The organism is Exiguobacterium sp. KRL4, assembly GCF_001870785.1.
Classification (GTDB): Bacteria; Bacillota; Bacilli; order Exiguobacteriales; family Exiguobacteriaceae; genus Exiguobacterium_A.
Map to the genome: position 1 here is coordinate 17935 of NZ_MOLV01000028.1, position 19398 is coordinate 37332.

A 19398-nucleotide genomic window follows, 5' to 3' on the forward strand; every position below is an offset into this window, starting at 1 on the left:
GGAATCCATCATGAATAAGGCAGTCAAACACATCATAGATACGACAGCAGCCGAAACACGATCACTCCCTATCGCCAACCGTTCGATTGCCGTCGTCGGCCTCGGATACGTCGGTCTTCCCGTCGCCGTCGCCTTTGGCGAAAAAACGGAAGTCATCGGCTTTGACATCAAGGAACAGCGGGTCGCGGAACTAAAAGAAGGCATTGACGCGACACTCGAACTCAGTCCATTCGTCCTGAAGAATGCAGAAGTCGAGTACGTGACGGACGCAGGAGCCTTGCAGGCAAGCGACTTCATCATCATCGCCGTCCCGACACCGATCAACGCTCAAAACCAGCCGGACTTGACACCACTCCTTCGTGCCTCGCATCTTGTCGGACGACAACTGAACAAAGGCGACATCGTCGTCTATGAATCAACGGTCTATCCGGGCGCGACCGAGGAAGATTGTATCCCGGTCCTTGAGGAAGCATCAGGACTTCAAGCCGGCGTCGACTTCTTTGTCGGCTACTCTCCGGAACGGATCAATCCCGGTGATCACGAGCATACGTTCAAGACAATCAAAAAAATCGTCTCCGCTCAAAACGAAGAAACGCTCGACATCGTCGCGGAAGTCTATGAAGCGGTCGTTGAAGCCGGCGTCCACCGTGCCTCATCGATCAAGGTCGCAGAAGCGGCAAAGATCATCGAAAATACACAACGTGATTTGAACATCGCCTTGATGAACGAACTGGCAATCATCTTTGATCGAATGAATATCGACACACTCGAAGTACTCGAAGCGGCCGGGACGAAGTGGAACTTCCTTCCGTTTCGTCCAGGGTTAGTCGGCGGGCATTGTATCGGCGTCGATCCATTCTACTTGACGATGAAGGCGGAATCACTCGGCTATCATCCGGAAGTCATCTTAGCCGGACGCCGGATCAATGATACGATGGGGCGTTTCATCGCAACGTCGCTCGTCAAGAATTTGATCAAACAAAACATGCCCGTCCTCGGGGCTCGCGTGACTGTCCTTGGTCTATCGTTTAAGGAAAACGTCAGTGATATCCGGAATTCAAAAGTCGCGAACCTCGTTAAGGAAATCGAAGAGTTCGGGATTGAAGTCCAAGTGGCGGACCGGCTCGTCGCAAAAGAAGAGGCGAAACGCGAATACGGCATCGATTTAGTGGATCTTTCGGACTTAAAACCGGCAGACGTCGTCATTTTCGCCGTCTCCCATGAAGAGTACGTCGAAGGCAACTGGCTGCTTGCGCAACACTTGCTCAAAGTTGGTCGCGGAATTGTCATCGATATCAAAGGAATGCTGACACCAACAGACAAACCGGAAGGGGTGCATTTATGGCGACTCTAAAAATCCTCCAAGTCTGCGCCCTCGATACGACGGCAGAAACGATGCTTCAGCCTTTGTTACTCGCTCTTCAAAATGCCGGACACGATGTCGGAATTGCCTGTGCGGACACGGGAGCGGCGGACAAACTAGCCGCTCAAGGTTTTACGATGCATGACATCCCGATTGAACGGAAAATCGACTGGACAAGTAACTGGAAGACGATTCGCTCGATCGTCCAGATCTTAAAAGACGAACAGTACGACGCCGTCCATGTCCATACACCGGTCGCAGCGGCGCTCGGACGAGTCGCTGCCAAACGGGCCGGAACGAAACATATCGTCTATACGGCACACGGTTTTTACTTTCATGAAAAGATGGGCCGCGTCACGTATCAACTGACGTACTCGGTCGAGAAGTGGCTCGCCCGGTTCGCGACGGACTACCTGTTGCTCCAAAGTGCCGAAGACTACGAACTGGCGAACCGGAAACGGTTCAAAAACACGACCCGGCTGATGCACCTCGGAAACGGGATCGATTTGACCCGCTTTTATCCCAGCCCGCGTCAGACGAATGGTAATTTTACGTTTTTGTTCATCGGTCGGATCGTCGAAGAAAAAGGCATTCTCGAACTGTTGAACGCGTTTGAAGAGGTCGTTGCGGTTCAACCGGATACGCGGCTCGTCATCGCCGGTGAAATGATGGCAAGCGAACGGGATCAGACGACGAAACATACGTTCATGAAACGGATCCGGGAGATTCCCAACATCGATTATCTCGGTTTCGTCGAAGATGTGCCGACGCTCCTCCATCAGGTCGATGCCTTTGTTCTTCCCTCACATCGCGAAGGTGTTCCACGCTCCATCATCGAGGCGATGGCGACGGCAAAACCCGTCATTGCGACGAACATCCGCGGTTGCCGTGAAGAAGTCATCGAAGGGAAAACCGGTTATTTGGTAGAGGTCCGGGATGAGCAGCAGTTGACTCGGCGGATGCTCGATCTCGTTCAGCATCCAGACGCGGCATCGGAAATGGGACGGGCAGGTTTTGAACGGGCGATGAAACACTTTAACGAAGCAGATGTCATCAAGCGGCAACTCGATCTCTTTTCGACCTTATAAAAAGGAGGACGCCACCATGAAACGGACATTCGATTTCACAGTCAGTCTACTCGCTATCCTCGTCCTGCTGCCGGTCTACCTGTTCGTCGCCGTGTTCATCTTTACGAAGCTCGGACGCCCGATTTTCTTTAACCAGGTCCGTCCCGGCTATAAAGGCGAACTGTTTAAGATCTATAAATTCCGGACGATGTCGAACGAGACCGATGCGGACGGTAAACTACTTCCGGACGCCGAACGGATTCCAAAATCGGTCGAATGGGTCCGGCGGTTGAGCCTGGATGAAATCCCACAGTTTTTTAACATTCTTCGGGGACAGATGAGTTTCGTCGGACCACGCCCGTTGCTCGTCAGTTACTTGAATCACTATACACCGGAACAAATGACCCGCCACGACGTCTTACCGGGTCTGACCGGTTGGGCACAGATCCACGGGCGGAACGCAACGACCTGGCAAGAACGACTCGAACAGGATCAGTGGTACGCAGCGAACCAGACGTTCCGACTCGATCTGTATATTCTGTTGAAAACTGTTAAGATTGTCGTCTCTTCAGAAGGGAACTCGACCGATCATCAGACGGGAATGGGCGAATTCAAAGGACTTGACGGGGGTGTCCATCATGATGTCGTTAAGCGCTGAACGATTGATCCACGATCCGCGGGAATGGAATGCCCTCGTCGCGCGTTACGCTTTAGATTGTTATTACGACTACGCCTACTTCGAGCTCGCGGAAGAACCGGCAGCGATTCCGGAGATGTATATCTACCCGACAGAATTCGGCATCCTGCTTTATCCGTACCTGAAACGAAAAATCGATGGAACGAATTTTCAAGACATCACGACTCCCTACGGGTACGGCGGACCGGTCTTCATCGGCATCTGGTCCTGCGATCAAGTCGAGGAGGTCCGGCAACAATTCCGTGAATATTGCCATGCGGAACAGATTATCACCGAGACGATCCGCTTTCATCCGGTACTTGAAAATCAGGAACTCGGTCAAGTGTGGTGTGACACGGCAAACATCTTGCAGCAGACGGTGACGGTCAAGTTGACGGATCCGCTAGACGTAATTGAAAAGCGTTTTTCCTCGATGACGCGGCGAAATATCAAAAAAGCCCGACGTGAAGAGGTGACGGTCCGCGTTGCCCGTCCCGAAGAATATGCAAGTTTTATCCATCTGTATCGGTTGACGATGGAGAAACGTCAGGCCGATGCCCGCTATTACTTCGACGATGATTACTTTCAGCAACTGCAAAACGGACGCTTACCAGCAGAATTGCTCGTTGCCGAACGAAACGGTACGATCATCGCCGGTTGCATCGTCCTCTACGGACAACAATTCGCCCATTATCACCTCGGGGCGTCCGATCCAGCAGAACTCGCCGCCCGTCCGAATCATCTGTTGTTCGCCGAGATGATCCGCCGGGCCAAACACCTCGGAAAAACAGCCCTTCATCTTGGTGGTGGGACGACGAGGGAAAATACCGACAGCTTACTCGCTTACAAACGTTCCTTCAGTGATCTGCAGACAGCGTTCAGCCTTGGAACGTCGATTTTAAATCCCATGGTATACGAACAATTGTCGAACCGGCACTTGGAGCACCACGGATCGTCATCGCAGGACTGGTTTCCGCTCTACCGGACCCCAGTGCGTCAGCTGTCACGAAGAGGGGGGGAGTCATCATGAAACGTATTCCATTATCAATTCCACATCTCAGTGGTCAGGAAATACAGTATGTCACGGAAGCACTCGAAACGAACTGGGTGGCACCGCTTGGTCCGAATGTCGAAGCCTTCGAAGCGGGAATCCGTGCCTATAGCGGTACAGAAGCCGCACTTGCGACGAGCAGCGGGACAGCGGCCATCCATTTAGCGTTAGCGACGCTTGGCGTGACGGTCGGAGATGATGTCTTCTGTCAGTCCTTGACCTTCATCGCCTCGACCAACCCGATCCGGTATGTCGGTGCACGCCCTGTTTTGATTGATTCAGAACCGGACACGTGGAACATGTCACCTGCCGCCTTGCGCCGGGCGATGATTCAAGCGGCGACACGCGGCCAGCTCCCAAAAGCCGTCATCGTCGTTCATCTGTACGGGGTCGTCGCAAAAATCGAGGAGCTTGCAGCGATCTGTCAGGAATATGATGTGCCGTTGATCGAAGACGCAGCGGAATCGTTAGGATCGACCATCAATGGTCGGATGACGGGTACGTTCGGCACGTTTGGTATCTACTCGTTTAATGGCAACAAAATCATTACGACGTCAAGCGGAGGGATGTTGGTCTCGTCTGATCCAGGTTTGATCGAACGGGCGTTTTATCTCGCGACGCAAGCCCGGCAACCGGTCTTACATTACGAGCATACAGAAGTCGGCTTTAATTACCGGATGAGTAACGTATCGGCCGGGATCGGACGGGGACAACTCGAGGTGATTGAGGACCGGATCAAGGCACGCCGGACGATTTTTAACCGCTATGTCCGAGCGTTTGACGGCGTCGAGGCACGTCACTACCAACAGGAAATCACCGGTAGTCGGGCGAACCGGTGGCTGACAGCATTGACGGTACCCGGTGGAACGGAGCAACGGGATCAATTGATTCAACACTTGCAACAAAAAAATATTGAATCGCGCCCCGTCTGGAAACCGATGCACCTGCAGCCGGTCTACCGGGATGTGCCGTACATCACGGCGAATGATGTGGACGTCAGCCGTCGTTTGTTTGAAGAAGGGATTTGTCTACCTTCTGCTTCGCAAATGACGTTTACCGAGCAGGCGCTGGTCATCCGTTCAGTTCGTCAAGGACTCGTTGAAGACGTTCGGAGAAATGTGCAGCTATGAATGTATGGGAGGGAGACATCGTGATGAGCGATTTGGAGGAAACGATTGAAGCACTCCGTCTCGCTGCGAACGGGAAAAATGAACTGACGGCAAATACCTACTTTCGCTGGCAACTGAATACACAGTACCCAAGCGTCGCAGAAATCCTGATTTTATTCGGATCTTGGCAAATTGCTCTCGAGCGAGCCGGAATCGGTCACGTTCGGGTAGCCTTTACCAAATCGGATATCATCGAGGCCTTACGCGCTGCGAAGGAGGAACTGGAACCCTTCACGAGTGCGACGTACCGTGAATGGGCCCAGCAACATCAGGCGCCGAGCTTGACCGATATCGTCCATCAATTCAACTCGTGGCAGCAGGCATTATCGGAAGCAGAAATCCTAAAGGAACGGGTGCAAGAGATGGAACGCCGGATCATCGAATCGTTACTCGAAGCGCAAGAACTTTTACCTGTTTTGACAAGTCAGACCTATACGAAATGGGCAGTTGGAAAAAACCGACCGACCGTCGCGACCATCGCGAGACGGTACGGATCCTGGAGTAATGCGTTAGAAATCATCGGTATCGAACAACCGCGTAAACGCTGGACGGAAGAGGAGGTCCTGCGTATCCTGACAGAAGCGGCAGATGAACTGGACGGCTTGACGATTGCGCATTATCAACAATTCAGTGAGGGACGACAAGCACCGAGTATCGGTGTCATCACAGCCTTGTTCGGCAGTTGGAGTAATGCCGTGATGATCGTCTCGAACCAACGGCAATCGTAAATCGACTTGATTCGAAGGAGAGAGGGAAATCGTGATGAGAGAATGGAAGTGGCTAATCTTAACAGCATTAGGTATCGGACTACTCGTTTTCTTCGGATCAGGTGGGTACGTCTATCATCAAAACAGTCAGCTGGTCGAGGAAGTCGATGAACCGGTGGAAGCGAGTGTCCAACCAACGGAAACCGCTCAAGCGGAACAAGGAAAAAAAGCAGACCAGAAGAAACAAGCCGAGAAACAAACCGCGTCGGAAGCGGTATCGTTGTTACTGCTTGGTGTTGATCAACGCGGCAACGAAGCGGGGCGGAGTGATACGATCATCGTCGTGACGGTTAATCCGGAAACCGGTTCAAGCAAGATGCTCAGCATCCCGCGGGACTTGAAGACGGAGATCATTGGCAACGGCTCCAATGATAAGATCAACCATGCCTATGCGTTCGGCGGACCGGAGATGGCGCGTGAGACCGTCGAACACTTACTGGATCTGCGAATCGACTACTTTGCAGAAATCAATCTCGAGGGCTTCACAGACTTAGTGGACGCGGTCGACGGAGTGACGGTCGAAAATGATATCAATTTCTCCTATTACGAGATGCAGTTTCCAAAAGGGGAGTTGGCGTTAAGCGGCAAAGAAGCACTCGCTTATGCGCGGATGCGTTATGACGATCCGCGAGGCGACTTTGGGCGGCAGATCCGGCAACGGCAAGTCGTCCAAGCCGTCGCTGATAAATTGACGGCTGACTTTTCCTTGATCCGTTTCAACGACGTCTTGAGTGTTCTTGGTAAAAACGTCAAGACCGACATCCCGTTTCCGGTCATCCGGAAACTCGCGACGGATTACCGGGCCAGTTTAAAAAATGTCGAAACGTTATCGCTTGAAGGAAGCGGGGGGATTGAATCAGATAAGATTTATTACTGGCATCCGACACCAACGTCTCTGAAACAGGTCCGGACGACGTTACAGAACGAGCTTCAATGACGAACACTTTTCGTAAACCAATCGGAGCTGAATCAAAAAGGGGTTACTCTTTCTTTTACAGAATTTTTGAGCGGGAAAGCCCACTCCTTTAGGGGTGGGATGAAAGCTCGGTCGGATACGGAGTGCCCACAAAGAAGCCGAAGGTTCTGGCACTTCATGTATCCGAAAATCTTTTTTTGCGTTGCAGTAAATTGTTTGAAATGATACATTGTAAATATGAAAAACAACTATCGAAGAACCCAGACCACCGTTTCTCTGATCAATTATCATTTCGTTTTTTGCCCTCGATATAGAAGGAAAATATTCCTTCGAAACGATGTAGAAGGACGTTTCAAAGAATTGGTGCATGAGATATGTGAAAGCTTAGAAATCAATACAATCGCCTTAGAATGCGATCAAGATCATACACGTCTGTTCCTCAATGCCCCACCAACACTCAGTCCTGCTGATATTATGGCAAAAATCAAAGGCGTGACATCTAAAAAATTAAGAGCGGAATTTCCTCATCTTCAACACTTGCCAAGTCTTTGGACGCGTTCCTACTTCGTTTCGACCGCCGGAAATGTGTCGAGCGAGACAATCAAGCGTTATGTCGAGCAACAAAAAACAAGGGGGTGACACCTTGAATCAGACATTAACGGTGAACATCAAACTTCGTCCTACCAAAGTACAACAATCTATTTTGAAGCGTATGATGAGAACTTATATCCACACGGCCAACCAACTTGTCTCAGATATGGTAGAGGCAGAAACGATGCTTAAGCTGACGAGCAAGAATGTCCAGTCTCATTTGCCTAGCGCCGTCAAGAACCAAGTCATCAAAGACGCCCAAAGCCTCTTCAAGAAAGTCAAGAAATCCAAATTCAAAATCATCCCTATTCTCAAGAAACCCTACTGCACATGGAACAACCAGAACTATTCGTTCGATTTCGAGTCGATTTCTCTCCCGATCATGATGGACGGGAAAGCAAAGAAGATGGCAATCAAAGCAGAAATGGTCGATAAACACAATCGCAATTTCTCACTCCTGAACAATAAGTTGGGAACGCTACGCATCACGAAGAAGTCGAACAAATGGATTGCCCAGATCGCTGTCACGCTTCTCACGACCGAGAAGACCGGCTCCAAGGTTCTCGGTGTGGATCTGGGTTTGAAAGTCCCGGCAGTCGCAACGAATGATGGCGACAAGGCGAGGTTCTTCGGGAACGGACGCGAGAACAAATATATGAAACGCAAGTTTCGTGCGAGACGAAGAGAGCTCGGTCAAAAGAAGAAGCTGAACGCAATCAAGAAACTAAACAATCAAGAGCAACGTTGGATGAAAGATAAAGATCACAAGGTAAGTCGTGCGATCGTTTCATTTGCGAAAGAGAATAACGTTTCTGTCATTCGCCTAGAAAGACTGGCGAACATCCGGCAGACGGCAAGAACAAGCCGTAAAAACAATAAGAATCTGCATACATGGTCGTTCTATCGCCTAGCAACATTCATCGAATACAAAGCAAATCTGGAAGGAATCAAGGTTGAGTATGTCAATCCTGCGTACACGTCTCAGACATGTCCTTCTTGCGGTAAAAGAAACAAAGCGAAAGATCGAACCTATTTTTGTCCATGTGGATTCAAAAAACACAGAGATTTAGTCGGTGCGATGAACATTAGATATGCACCTGTGGTTGATGGTAATAGTCAATCAGCCTGAGAACCTTTAGGGTCTGTCTCAGGAGGGGTGATGGCACACCCTCATCTGAAGGCTTGAGCAAAACAGAAATGGACTGCGCTCGCACAAGCACTTCAGAATCCCACTCATCCCGAAGGGTGAGCTTGCGGCTTTAGCCGTGGGAGTGTCAAGTGCTTTTTCCTGTAGACGTCTTATGCACCACATGATTGTTTCGAAATGAAAGCAGGGAGGCGGATTTTAATATCCGCCTCCCTGCTTTGTATAAAACCGATGCTTAAGTGAACCTGAACGGTCTGTTTTTAGTTTTTCGAGCGGATGAGCGTTCGTAAGGGAACGAATTTGACCGCGGAATAGACGAAATAGAGGACCGTCATGATGGCTGCTGCACTCCAGACGAGTTGATAATTCACACCCGTCGTACCGAACCGGAGACCGACGAGAGCCGGAACGATCAACGTCAGCCAACTGAGTACGATGGCAACCCGTGCCGTCAAGGCGTCGATCTTGAGGTTTAAGCCCATACCGAGGAAGAACAGACCCCAGAGAACGAACCAGAAGACCCATGTGGCGCCACCGATCCAGTCACCTGTACTGAAGCTGACTCCGGCATAGAAGAGGGCAGCGATGGCTACGAACAACGAAAACCAGCCGACGCCACTGCCGTCGAGTCCAAATAAAAACGTAATCCCGACATACAGATACGTAAAGGCAAACAAGTAGATACTGGCATAACCGAACGTCAACGCCGGATCACCGGCTGCTCCGATGACGAGCCATGTCGCGATGAAGGTCTGCAACAACCCCGTCAATAAACTGAACAGACCGGCACTTTTTAAATCGACTTTGCCGAACAACGACAGACTATTTAGAAAGAGCGCAACGCCCCCGAATAATAAACTTATATTTCCCACATGAATTCCTCCGTTAAGACGTCAGACGTCTGATTGTTAACTTAACCATATGATGAATTCGCTTCCAATGCAAGTAAATTTTCGATGGGGAAATCAAGCCGAAAAAAGACTCTTGATGTCACTTTCAGAAGAAAGCGAACCCAAGAGTCTATTCTTACCGATTGAGGACCGAGCGTAACGTCGTTTCTGTTTGTGGGAGCGTTCCTTTTAACGTGACAAGCCCGTAACGCGTCGAGCCTTTTTTGATGAAGAAGACACGTGTATAAGCTGATTCCGGTGTATACCCCGTTTTGCTGGCGTAGACACGCGTGTCTCCTGGAAGTGACGTGTTCGTATGGTACCACGTCAACGTCCGAGCATACGGTCCTTTGACGGCTGTCTGGTACGATTTACGTCCGCTGACCGTCATCAAGTAACTGTACTTGGCATACGTATTGGCAAGCTTCTGCATATCAGCTGCTGTCGTATAGTGACTTGAATGATAAAAACCATGTGGATTCATGAAATGACTGGCTGACATGCCGATCGCTTTCGCCCGACTGTTCATCATGGAAACGAAATTCGATTCCGAACCGCCCGTACGAACCGCGATCGCTTTCGCCGCGTCATTGCCGGACCGGATCAGCATCCCGTTCAAGAGTTGGCGCATCGTGACTTTGTCACCGGACCGGAAACCAGCTGAACTGCTGCCGGCAGGAACGGACAACATCGAATACGTCAGTGTGAATGTCTGATCGAGTGTCCCTTTTTGGGCAGCCGCGTCATAGGCGACGAGGGCCGTCAATAATTTCGTCGTACTCGCCGGGTAACGGCGGGCAAAACTTTCTTTCGTCAGTTCATAGCCGGATGATCCAAGCTTGAAATAGCGCATCGAAGCAACCGGATAGCTGCCGCTTGACGGCGCAGGCGAGCTCGTTGTCAGTTTTCTGGCGACCTGGTCGGAGACATAATAATAATTCACGGTCCCTTTCACTTTGTACCAGCCATTCGAATAAGAAACGGCGTTGAATGTAGACTTGTATGTAGCAAGCCGTTTGATGTTTTTAGATGAGGCTGTACTTGGTGATGTTCTGACATTCGCACCGGCTGTCGAGTAGACGATGATTTTGTAGGTCTTGACGGAACTGGTCCCGACTTTCGCCGCCACCTGGTTTGAGAGGTAGCGATAGGCGTTTCCGTCCTTGATCTTGTACCAACCGTTTGAATAGGAAACAGCTGTAAATGTGGCCTTGTACGGGGCGCGACGCGTGATTGTCGCGGATGAACTCGTACTTGGCTTCGTCCGAATGTTCGCACCAATCGTCGATGTGACGATGACCTGATAGCTGGCAGCTTGAGCAGGTAAGGCTGGGAGACATAATGTAATAAGTAGGACGAGTGTCAAACAAATCCTGAATAATGACTTCATAAAAATCTCATTCCCTCCTTTTGCAAAATATGTTCTTATCATAAAACAAAAAAAGGAAATTCTCTTTTTTTTCAAAAAAGTTACTCTTCCTACACCGGAAGCATGAAACCCGGTAACATAGGGAATGAGAGCAAAAGACGTGTTCAAGGAGGAAATCAGATGAAAATTGCAGTCATTGGTTTAGGGGATATCGCCCAAAAAGCGTATCTGCCTGTTTATGCAGAGCGGACGGATTTAGAGGTTTACCTCGTTTCGACGGACCGGGAAAAAGCCGAGCGATTGCGGACGGCCTATCGATTCGCCGGAACGCTTGATTCGATTGAGGATGTGATCACAACCGGGATTCAAGTAGCGATGATCCATTCAGCGACAAAGGTTCATGCCGAGCAAGCCGGACAGTTACTGGCTGCCGGCATCCATGTCTACATCGATAAACCGGTCTCGCTCGAAGTCGAAGAAGTCCGGGCGTTGACAGAACAAGCAGCAGCCAAAGGGTTACATTTCATTACCGGTTTTAATCGCCGGTTCGCATCGGCGCACCGTGCCTTGCTTGAAGTCAAAGAGCCGAACGTAATCGTCATGCAAAAAAACCGGACTTCCTTCATCGAAGATGCGAAAACGTTTATCTTTGACGATTTTGTCCATGTCGCAGATACGCTTCGTTTTTTAACAAGACGTGGTGAGATTGAGAACCTGCAAGTCCGCGGTAAAAAAGTAGAGGGATTGTTGCATCATGTCACGATTCAATTTGAAGCAAACGGCATCACGGCCATCGGCATCATGAACCGGAACAACGGGGTGACGGAAGAACGGGTCGAAGTGATGGGACCAAATGAAAAACGTGTCGCAACCGACGTCACGTCGGTCGAACAGATGACAAAGGGTGGAACACTCCGGCTGCCGCTCGATAACTGGGAACCGACATTACGCAGGCGTGGTTTCGTCGAGATGGTCGATGCGTTCATCGAGACCGTCCATGGTCATCCATCAGCATCGGTGACAGGGGAAGACAGTCTGGCGACGCACGAACTCTGCGCAGAAGTCGTCAAACGGTTGGACGAATTGTAAGGCATACTCAAACCGGTCCTGTCGTCCGGAACAACATCAAAAAAACGAACGGTTTCTCTCGATCAAATGAGAGGAACCGTTCGTTTTTTGTATCTTGTTCTGCTTAGATTTTTTTCAATTGATAGACCAATTTTCCGCCGGGACCTTCGAACGTCAGTGTAAAACCGGATCGATTAAAGACGTAACTGACAAGACCTTCCGATAAGGCGAGGCGGGCGGACAAATCCGGTTCAAACCGAATCGATTCCGTATCATTGCGTGGTGCCTCAACCATTCCAAAGTCTAGATAGTCAATCGTTGCAACCAGTCCATCGCGTTTCGCGAAGGAGACGTCAATTTGTCCGGTCGCAGGAAACGATCGTTCTTTCAGACCCGTATCGAGTGTACTCCGTTCGATTTGATAGGTGCCTTCGACTTGTTTCAGTTGATCAAGCATCGCTTCTGCGCTTAATTGAAGGGACTTTGCCCGGAGCCGGATTGGATTGTCTTGCGCCAAGGCGAGTTGGTCGATCTTCCGAGCGATCTTGACGACTTCTTTGAAGTGATAGCTCGCTAATGCCGTTTCAAGCTGCACCATCAGTTTGGCAGGATCGTGCATCGTATCTTGACGTGTCGATTGATCGACGGCTTGCGTGTACTGTCCGAGCTCAAGCTCGGACTGGACGCCGGATGGCGGCACTTCTGTACAACCAGCCAACAGGGCACAAAACAGAATGATCACGAATTGTTTCATGCCTTCACCTCCGTGCGGACGATATGTGTGATTTGCAGATGATCCGTATGTAACCGCACGTTGTACCGGACATCATACGTGACCAGATGTTGACCGGCTGACCGCGTCAGTTGATACGTCTCGACCGTCTTGATTTGAAACGATGCGCCCTTTGAAACAAACCGTTCGAAGTCAACGGTGTGCGGATGTGGAGGAATCGGGCTGTCAGACGCAGCTTGAATCGTCCGTAAGGCGGCGACTTCCGAATGAAACGTCTCGAGCGTCGCGAATTGAATCGCCGAGAACGTCTCAAGCGTATCCGTTGTTTTCGAATAGGTGGCGGTTTCCGGCACTGTTTTCGTATACTGGCGGACAAATTTCAGGACGTCATAAGACGCCGGTGGGTCTTCTGACGAATAGGTTTGGTTATAGGCAGACATCTCATCGGACCAGTCTGCTATCGGTGAAGCCTGAACAGGCGGAGCAAGCGTCGTATGCGTGGATTCCGTTTGTGTCAGCCCGTACCAGGTGCCGACAGATCCAAGACCGATGACGAACACGATGATGAAGGATAACAAGCGTCGACTGGACGAAGGGGGATTCGGTGGGTCCAGTGTTTTTATTTTTTTGAGGACAGGGTGTTTGCAGTAGGAACACGCTGTCTCGTCTGTTTCTAAAGGGGTTCCGCAAAGTGAACAACGTTCCATTGACAAGCCCTCCTAGCGAACTCAAGAGTATATTGGTTAAGATGAATCGTATTTTTGAATATCTTATTCAGAATAACATTAATTGGAAATCAAATCAAAAGCAGATTGTCTGTAACCTTTGAATTCAGACGGGGTGACGCCAAAAAAGGAGTCACTCTTTTTTCACGCGCTTTCCTCAGGCTTATGTCTCTGACAGCGTACGTTTACGCTTTTTCCTGTAGGCGTTCGCGTGAAGCGAGTGATTCCTTTTGAACGAGATAAGGGTGGCAGACTTGTCATCTGCCACCCTCATTTTCTGTATAGAGAGTGACGTTTGAGTCAGTCTCTTTTGCTGTCATGTTAGTTGGTGGCACTACTCAAACGGAATAACTGCCATCCGGTTGTTCGGTTACGTCCAGTGCGTCCTCTGCAAAAAACGTATCGACGACACGTGATGCGGCCAACCCGTCTTCCATCGCGCAATAGGCTTCGCGGAAAGTGTCGAGTTGCGACTGGTAGTCGTTTGCCAGTCGTTTGATATTGGATAAGGCTTCGATAAACGCATCTTCTGTTTCAAGAATCGGTCCCGGCAAATCCTTGTAGTAGTCAAGATAAAAACCGCGTAATGTATCCCGGTACAAATCAAGATCATACGCATAAAAGAACATTGGCCGGTTCATGTTGGCGAAATCAAAGAACACGGACGAATAGTCGGTAATCAACAGATCCGTGACCAGATACAGTTCCTGAATGTCGGGATAACTCGTGACATCGATGAAGCGCTCACGGTGTTCAGCCGGAATGCTCGGCTTCTTCGTCACGAGGACGTGCGTCCGAATCAGGAAGACGTATTCGTCACCCAGTGCCTCCGCGACGCGGTCGAAATCAAACGGATAATCAAAGAAGAACTTCCCTTTGCCAAGCGACTGATGATCACGGAAGGTCGGCGCGTATAAGATGACCTTTTTATCGTCCGACAATTGCAGCTTCGTCCGGATCGTCTCGATGGTCTTCGGCTGATTGTTCGAGAAGAACAAATCATTCCGGGGATAACCGGATTCAAAAATCGGTCCGTCGTACCGGAACGCACTCTTGAAGATCGTCGACGCATACGAACTTGGTGACAAGAGGACACTCCACTGGTTAATCGAGTTCGTGACCCGGTCGACATAGCCTTCGTCCCGTCCATGGATCTCATCCAAGTCGAACAACATCTTCTTCAACGGTGTTCCGTGCCAAGTCTGGATGTAGGTCGTCTCTTCCCGGCGTCTGAAGTAATGCGGGAAGTTTTGGTTGTTGACCCAGAACTTTGCCGTCGCCAGATAATAGAAATAAGCGGGCGATAACCGTTTGATGACTTTAGCGTTCGGGTCACCGAGGTAGAGACGTTTGTGATAGACCCAGACGACTTTATAGTCGAGGTTCCGGCGTTTCAGTTCTTCATAGATATAACGTGGACTGTCGGAATATTGTTTACCGAGTCCACTCTCAAAGACAACGAGTTTCGGGTCGACCGGCAATCTTTGCATCAACCGGTATGCAAATTTCATCGATGGGAAGTAGAACCGGCTTCGACGATACAGGCGGAAAAGAATGTTGGCAGCTTCTGCTGTCTGAATCTGTTCGATCCAACTCCGTTTCTTTTTATAATCGACGATCGTCTGCAGAATTTTTTCCGAGTACGACGATTCGACCGGTTGCAAGAATGCTGCAGCACGTGCCTGATATTCAGGTGCCATCAAAAATGAACGTGCGGCGGTCGCCTCAAGATCTTCAAATAGTTCATCAAGCGTCGATGAAATCCGACCAGGCAACTCCTGTTCCAAATCGAGATAAGAACCTTTTGGTCCGATGAACCGAATCGGGTCGAACTGGAAGTAATGAACCGGACGATTCAAGAAGCTGAAATCGAACGCGACGCTCGAATAATCCGTCACAAGGAGCAGGCTTTCTTTCATCAAGCCTTGGACATCGCGTTCGCCTTGATGAATGACTGTGATCGGTAAGTTTTCAAAGTGACTCGTGTATTGTTGCATGTTCGGATGGAGACAAAAGACGATTTCGAGTTGATGCTCTGCAGCGAACTTGTGGAGTCGATCACTTGAAAGCAGCGTTTGGTACTGTTGATAATACTCCGACTCAAAAAATTGGAGTGGAGTTTGTAACCACGAACGCCATGTCGGGATGATCAACATCTGGCGTTTGACCTCAACGTCCTTTCGGAGCAGGGCATCGAAACGGGACAGACCGGTAATCCGGACTTCACGTTCCGGGTAGCCCATGTCTTGTGTCACCAGCCGTTTTTCCCGTTCTGAACTGACGAGGAATAAATCCGTATCAAAGGCCGGTGCAAATTTTCCGTACTGGTCATCCATATTTTTGGTACCAAGGACACCATGTTGGATGAAAATCCGATCCGCTTTCATCTTCCGTTTAAACGGTTCGGATTTTAGGGGATACAGGTATTCCGCATGGTGTGTCCCGATGACTTTTTTCGCCATCAAGGCATGATAGATATGTTCCTTGGACTTGAACGGTAACGCCTGACCAAGTTGTTCGACTTGATCGTATTCGTTCGAATCGGGATCGATGACATAATAGACAGGACGGTCCGGGTATGTCTCACGCATATATTTAAAGAAATGATACCCATTGTCTTGTGCTTTGTAAGGACGTTCCCCGACGAGCCAGGTATTCTTTTCGGCAAACAGGCGATACAGGGGTGCAAATTTCATCATGTGGTTCAAATACGTATAATTGTCATTGGTGAATTCGGTCATCTCAAACGAGAGATTCCGATGACCGACCGTGAAGTACGGGATGATATGCATCGTCGTCGCCTCGCCCTGACCCCGTGTCTCCGGCGTCAATTGACGTGTGATGTAACGCGCCCGTCCGAGACGAAGCAATGTCGATTCAGCTCGGTGATAATACTCAAGCGCGACAAACGCGTCATAGATTCCTTCCTGCAGGACCTGATGTTCGCGGTGCAGACGGGTCCAGTCGATGACGGTCCGGTACGTATACCGGTAGAGACCAAATTTGTCGGCACTGCGGGCATTGTCATACACCCAGTCGATCGGCACGGGAATCTGCTCACCCGTTTCTCGGTGAACGAGCTGTAACGTTCCTTTTTGGATGAACGCATGCCGAGTGAAGATTTTCCCTTTGATTTCCGTTTGATCGGCGACGGGACAATCAATCAAATCGATTTGCATCTTCGGTTTGACTTTAGGCTCTTTATTTAACAACATCCGCAGATTACCTTTCAGATCCGTATACAGATGGGCGGTATGTTGGAAATCCGGATCAATTAACGGTTTTAAGGGAGCGGCAATCCGTGTTTCCGAAAAACGACCGAGGATGATTTCACGTGTGAAGAGATCATCGGTAATCGTGGCGCGACTCGGTAAGCCGTTTGTTTCCCACTTCTCGAGCGTCGTGGGTTGGAAATCGGCTAGACGTTTCGAAAATTTGAGCCAAAACGAAAAACGTCCGGAAGGTAGATCGGATTCCATTTCCGTTGTATCTTCGGACTCATCTGCTTCTACTGCGGTCAGTTCGTCTTCCGCTATTTCTTCAAGCGATGCCGTTTCTTGCTCGGTGAGACTCTTGTTTTCCAAAACACGGTCGACGAGAGTCGGCAGCACGTCATGCGTCAGTGAAAATGAAAAATGACTGCCGCCTGTCGTATGGATATTGAGTAATTCGATGACCTCATTTAATTGATGATCGCGAATTAGTAGGGATTCGACCGTCACCGCCGGGTCAGACAGTTGACCTGTAATGGTCTGTTCTTGGAATGTCGAGTCGAGCTGCAAGCTTTGTTTAAACTTGGCGCGACGTGAAGTTGTTTTTTTCGGTTTTGGCAAGACGGAATTTCCGAATCGTGCCATCCGTAATAATGTTTTTGAAAGACTCACAGATTAGGACCTCCTCATGAAAAAATCGTCTGTTTTCGACGTCGAAAACAGACAAAACGTGTCGTGTGCATGACAATTATCATATCATATTTTAATTTTTTTGGATGGAAAAAATTGAGACGCATGAATTGGGAGGGATCAGGATGCATCACTTCATCTGCATCGACAGCTTCAAAGGCTGTTTGAGTTCGTCTGACGCAGCGCGTGCTATCCGTATGGGTATTTTAAACGCGGACCCTGACGCGACAATCGACTGGAGTCCTGTAGCGGATGGGGGAGAAGGGACACTTGCAGCGTTATCCGCGAATGGATTTCGAGAACTAACAGCGATGACGATAGACTTAGCCGGTCGTCCGATTCGGGTAACCTATGTCCAAAAAGGTCAGACCGCCGTGATCGAAGCCGCGACAATCTGTGGGCTGCACTTGAAACGGCCGGAAGATGCTGCGCTTTTGCTGGATACACGGGGTGTCGGGCGTCTGGTAAAACAGACTTTGGCGACCGGCGTATCGGATCTGTATCTTGCACTCGGGGGCACCGGGACGACGGACGGTGGGCTTGGTTTGTTGTCTGAACTGGGCGCTCAATTGTTGACGAAGACCGGCAGACCGGTTGCTTGGCAGACCAATCCGTTGCTTGAAACTGAGCGGATTGCACTGCCGTCACCAATCGATTCCTTACATGTCTTGGCAGACGTCACCGCGACGTATGCCGGGAAAACGGGGGCTGCCTACGTGTTTGGTTCGCAAAAAGGATTGACGGCACAACAGATAAAGTTACTGGACGCCCGGTTAAGCCATCTCGGACAACAACTTGGCGTGGAACACGTGGCGGGAGCCGGTGCTGCCGGGGGACTCGGTGGAGCGGCTTACGCACTAGGGGCATCGATGGAGTCAGGAGCGGCGTACATTCTACAACAGATTGGCGTCGAAGCGCGGATCCGTCAGGCGGATTATGTCTGGACAGGAGAGGGGCGGATTGATCACCAAACAATGATGGGAAAACTTCCGGCAACGGTCGTCGCTTTCGCAAATCGCTCGAGCGTCCCGTGCATCCTGCTCGCAGGAGAGGTCACCGAACGGTTGGAACAAGCATGGATATGCGAAACGATTCATGACCCGGACGAAGAAATGACGCTTGACCCAGTCGTCACGAAAAAACGGCTGACGCGACGTGCTGAACAAATCGTCCGACGGCTCATGACGAGATGAACGGGACAACAAAAGACAATTTCTTTAATTTAGGGGAATGGTTGGAGGGAACAGGAATGAAGGAGTATGACTTGGGGTAAAAGACATTATATTACTCTATCATTTGGAAGGCAGGTCACAATCATGATCAATCAGTCGATTCAACTCTCGTTTCGGCAAGTGCGGGCACTCGTCGAACATACATTATTGTTATTTAAGGAGCTCGATCAACAACTCGCCAATCGGGGATACGAGCCGATTCTGCCGGACGTCGTCCAAACGGAACATGGATTAAGTATCCATCAAACCAAGGACAGTGCAGAGTCCCTTGTCCCGCATTTTCTGACACGGTCCTACACCCGCCAAAATGAGAAGGTCTCGAACCATGCGTTGATCGTCTCGGTGCAATATACCCATCCGTTACACGAACGATTTGATCCGATCGTTCTAGTCGGAGACGTGATGTTCAAACAGCCGAAACAGACGACAAAATTATTACTCGACAAACCGTGGTTGTTAAAATATGCCGCATTTGAATCGACGGCGGCTGCTTCTTTTGAACCGACTGGAAAACGTTTCCGGACGCAACCGATCGAAGAAATCGAGTGGCTCGATGTCTGGGGACATCCGTTTACGGAGATGCGGGACGTCGAGGACGTCAAAGTCTTGACGGAAGAAATGATTAAAGGACACTTGGAGCCGGGGACACCTTGAGTGGATCTGGATGAATCCGACATCAAAAAAGTTCTATTTCGATGATTTATCGAAATAGAACTTTTTTTGTGATTTGTT

At 49.9% G+C, this 19398-nt stretch carries 17 protein-coding genes; 12 read left to right on the forward strand and 5 right to left on the reverse strand.

Translation table 11 applies throughout. The features are described from left to right. Nucleotides 1-10 precede the first annotated feature (10 nt). The 9 genes from BLD48_RS13760 to BLD48_RS13795 all read left to right on the forward strand — a co-directional run bounded on the left by BLD48_RS13760 (nucleotide 11) and on the right by BLD48_RS13795 (nucleotide 8729). Nucleotides 11-1354 carry a nucleotide sugar dehydrogenase gene (locus BLD48_RS13760; RefSeq protein ID WP_071500726.1) on the forward strand — a complete coding sequence of 448 codons (1344 nt, stop codon included), beginning with the start codon at nucleotides 11-13 and terminating at the stop codon, nucleotides 1352-1354. After that, nucleotides 1342-2451, forward strand: coding sequence for a glycosyltransferase family 4 protein (locus tag BLD48_RS13765; RefSeq protein ID WP_071500727.1), 1110 nt, complete (start codon nucleotides 1342-1344; stop codon nucleotides 2449-2451). The genes BLD48_RS13760 and BLD48_RS13765 overlap by 13 nt, the downstream gene beginning before the upstream one ends. Nucleotides 2452-2467: 16 nt before the next feature. Then, the gene (locus tag BLD48_RS13770; protein ID WP_071500728.1) at nucleotides 2468-3088 is read left to right on the forward strand and encodes a sugar transferase; all 621 of its coding nucleotides are present in this window, start codon (nucleotides 2468-2470) and stop codon (nucleotides 3086-3088) included. Beyond that, entirely contained in the window at nucleotides 3069-4136 is a 1068-nt protein-coding gene (locus BLD48_RS13775; RefSeq protein ID WP_071500729.1) for a lipid II:glycine glycyltransferase FemX, read from the forward strand. Before BLD48_RS13770 ends, BLD48_RS13775 begins: the two co-directional genes overlap by 20 nt. Next, on the forward strand, nucleotides 4133-5287 hold the full coding sequence (locus BLD48_RS13780; protein WP_071500730.1) for an aminotransferase class I/II-fold pyridoxal phosphate-dependent enzyme: 1155 nt from the start codon (nucleotides 4133-4135) through the stop codon (nucleotides 5285-5287). Before BLD48_RS13775 ends, BLD48_RS13780 begins: the two co-directional genes overlap by 4 nt. A gap of 23 nt (nucleotides 5288-5310) precedes the next feature. Further along, entirely contained in the window at nucleotides 5311-6054 is a 744-nt protein-coding gene (locus tag BLD48_RS13785) for a hypothetical protein (RefSeq protein ID WP_071500731.1), read from the forward strand. A gap of 34 nt (nucleotides 6055-6088) precedes the next feature. After that, nucleotides 6089-7030, forward strand: coding sequence for an LCP family glycopolymer transferase (locus BLD48_RS13790; RefSeq protein WP_071500732.1), 942 nt, complete (start codon nucleotides 6089-6091; stop codon nucleotides 7028-7030). 216 nt (nucleotides 7031-7246) lie between these two features. Further along, the gene (gene tnpA, locus BLD48_RS16105) at nucleotides 7247-7648 is read left to right on the forward strand and encodes an IS200/IS605 family transposase (protein ID WP_083412338.1); all 402 of its coding nucleotides are present in this window, start codon (nucleotides 7247-7249) and stop codon (nucleotides 7646-7648) included. A 4-nt stretch (nucleotides 7649-7652) separates the two neighbouring features. After that, nucleotides 7653-8729, forward strand: coding sequence for an RNA-guided endonuclease InsQ/TnpB family protein (locus BLD48_RS13795; protein WP_071500733.1), 1077 nt, complete (start codon nucleotides 7653-7655; stop codon nucleotides 8727-8729). A gap of 278 nt (nucleotides 8730-9007) precedes the next feature. Here the strand turns inward: BLD48_RS13795 and BLD48_RS13800 are convergent, their stop codons facing one another. Next, on the reverse strand, nucleotides 9008-9619 hold the full coding sequence (locus BLD48_RS13800; RefSeq protein WP_071500734.1) for an AmiS/UreI family transporter: 612 nt from the start codon (nucleotides 9617-9619) through the stop codon (nucleotides 9008-9010). A gap of 154 nt (nucleotides 9620-9773) precedes the next feature. Beyond that, nucleotides 9774-11027: a serine hydrolase gene (locus BLD48_RS13805; protein ID WP_071500735.1), complete on the reverse strand. Its 1254-nt coding sequence runs from the start codon at nucleotides 11025-11027 to the stop codon at nucleotides 9774-9776. A 159-nt stretch (nucleotides 11028-11186) separates the two neighbouring features. Here BLD48_RS13805 and BLD48_RS13810 point away from each other — a divergent pair, with 159 nt between their 5' ends. Next, a complete protein-coding gene (locus BLD48_RS13810) occupies nucleotides 11187-12095 on the forward strand; it encodes a Gfo/Idh/MocA family protein (RefSeq protein WP_071500736.1) in 909 nt (302 codons plus the stop codon). A gap of 103 nt (nucleotides 12096-12198) precedes the next feature. On the opposite strand, the gene BLD48_RS13815 is transcribed toward BLD48_RS13810, so the two are convergent. The 3 genes from BLD48_RS13815 to BLD48_RS13825 all read right to left on the reverse strand — a co-directional run bounded on the left by BLD48_RS13815 (nucleotide 12199) and on the right by BLD48_RS13825 (nucleotide 17416). Then, nucleotides 12199-12828 (reverse strand): hypothetical protein, encoded by a 630-nt coding sequence (locus BLD48_RS13815; RefSeq protein WP_071500737.1) that lies wholly within the window; start codon nucleotides 12826-12828, stop codon nucleotides 12199-12201. Next, the gene (locus BLD48_RS13820) at nucleotides 12825-13514 is read right to left on the reverse strand and encodes a zinc ribbon domain-containing protein (RefSeq protein WP_071500738.1); all 690 of its coding nucleotides are present in this window, start codon (nucleotides 13512-13514) and stop codon (nucleotides 12825-12827) included. Before BLD48_RS13820 ends, BLD48_RS13815 begins: the two co-directional genes overlap by 4 nt. A gap of 356 nt (nucleotides 13515-13870) precedes the next feature. Further along, entirely contained in the window at nucleotides 13871-17416 is a 3546-nt protein-coding gene (locus tag BLD48_RS13825; protein ID WP_071500739.1) for a CDP-glycerol glycerophosphotransferase family protein, read from the reverse strand. Between the two features lie 143 nt (nucleotides 17417-17559). Between BLD48_RS13825 and BLD48_RS13830 the strand changes: the two genes are divergently transcribed. Next, nucleotides 17560-18627, forward strand: coding sequence for a glycerate kinase (locus BLD48_RS13830; RefSeq protein ID WP_071500740.1), 1068 nt, complete (start codon nucleotides 17560-17562; stop codon nucleotides 18625-18627). Nucleotides 18628-18750: 123 nt separating this feature from the next. Next, on the forward strand, nucleotides 18751-19320 hold the full coding sequence (locus BLD48_RS13835; protein WP_071500741.1) for a hypothetical protein: 570 nt from the start codon (nucleotides 18751-18753) through the stop codon (nucleotides 19318-19320). Nucleotides 19321-19398 lie beyond the last annotated feature (78 nt).

Bases quoted from the DNA above. Each gene is read 5' to 3' on its own strand.
- BLD48_RS13760 (WP_071500726.1), top strand. From the start codon at position 11: ATGAATAAGGCAGTCAAACACATCATAGATACGACAGCAGCCGAAACA.
- BLD48_RS13765 (WP_071500727.1), top strand. From the start codon at position 1,342: ATGGCGACTCTAAAAATCCTCCAAGTCTGCGCCCTCGATACGACGGCA.
- BLD48_RS13770 (WP_071500728.1), top strand. From the start codon at position 2,468: ATGAAACGGACATTCGATTTCACAGTCAGTCTACTCGCTATCCTCGTC.
- BLD48_RS13775 (WP_071500729.1), top strand. From the start codon at position 3,069: ATGATGTCGTTAAGCGCTGAACGATTGATCCACGATCCGCGGGAATGG.
- BLD48_RS13780 (WP_071500730.1), top strand. From the start codon at position 4,133: ATGAAACGTATTCCATTATCAATTCCACATCTCAGTGGTCAGGAAATA.
- BLD48_RS13785 (WP_071500731.1), top strand. From the start codon at position 5,311: ATGAGCGATTTGGAGGAAACGATTGAAGCACTCCGTCTCGCTGCGAAC.
- BLD48_RS13790 (WP_071500732.1), top strand. From the start codon at position 6,089: ATGAGAGAATGGAAGTGGCTAATCTTAACAGCATTAGGTATCGGACTA.
- tnpA (WP_083412338.1), top strand. From the start codon at position 7,247: ATGAAAAACAACTATCGAAGAACCCAGACCACCGTTTCTCTGATCAAT.
- BLD48_RS13805 (WP_071500735.1), bottom strand. From the start codon at position 11,027: ATGAAGTCATTATTCAGGATTTGTTTGACACTCGTCCTACTTATTACA.
- BLD48_RS13810 (WP_071500736.1), top strand. From the start codon at position 11,187: ATGAAAATTGCAGTCATTGGTTTAGGGGATATCGCCCAAAAAGCGTAT.
- BLD48_RS13815 (WP_071500737.1), bottom strand. From the start codon at position 12,828: ATGAAACAATTCGTGATCATTCTGTTTTGTGCCCTGTTGGCTGGTTGT.
- BLD48_RS13820 (WP_071500738.1), bottom strand. From the start codon at position 13,514: ATGGAACGTTGTTCACTTTGCGGAACCCCTTTAGAAACAGACGAGACA.
- BLD48_RS13830 (WP_071500740.1), top strand. From the start codon at position 17,560: ATGCATCACTTCATCTGCATCGACAGCTTCAAAGGCTGTTTGAGTTCG.
- BLD48_RS13835 (WP_071500741.1), top strand. From the start codon at position 18,751: ATGATCAATCAGTCGATTCAACTCTCGTTTCGGCAAGTGCGGGCACTC.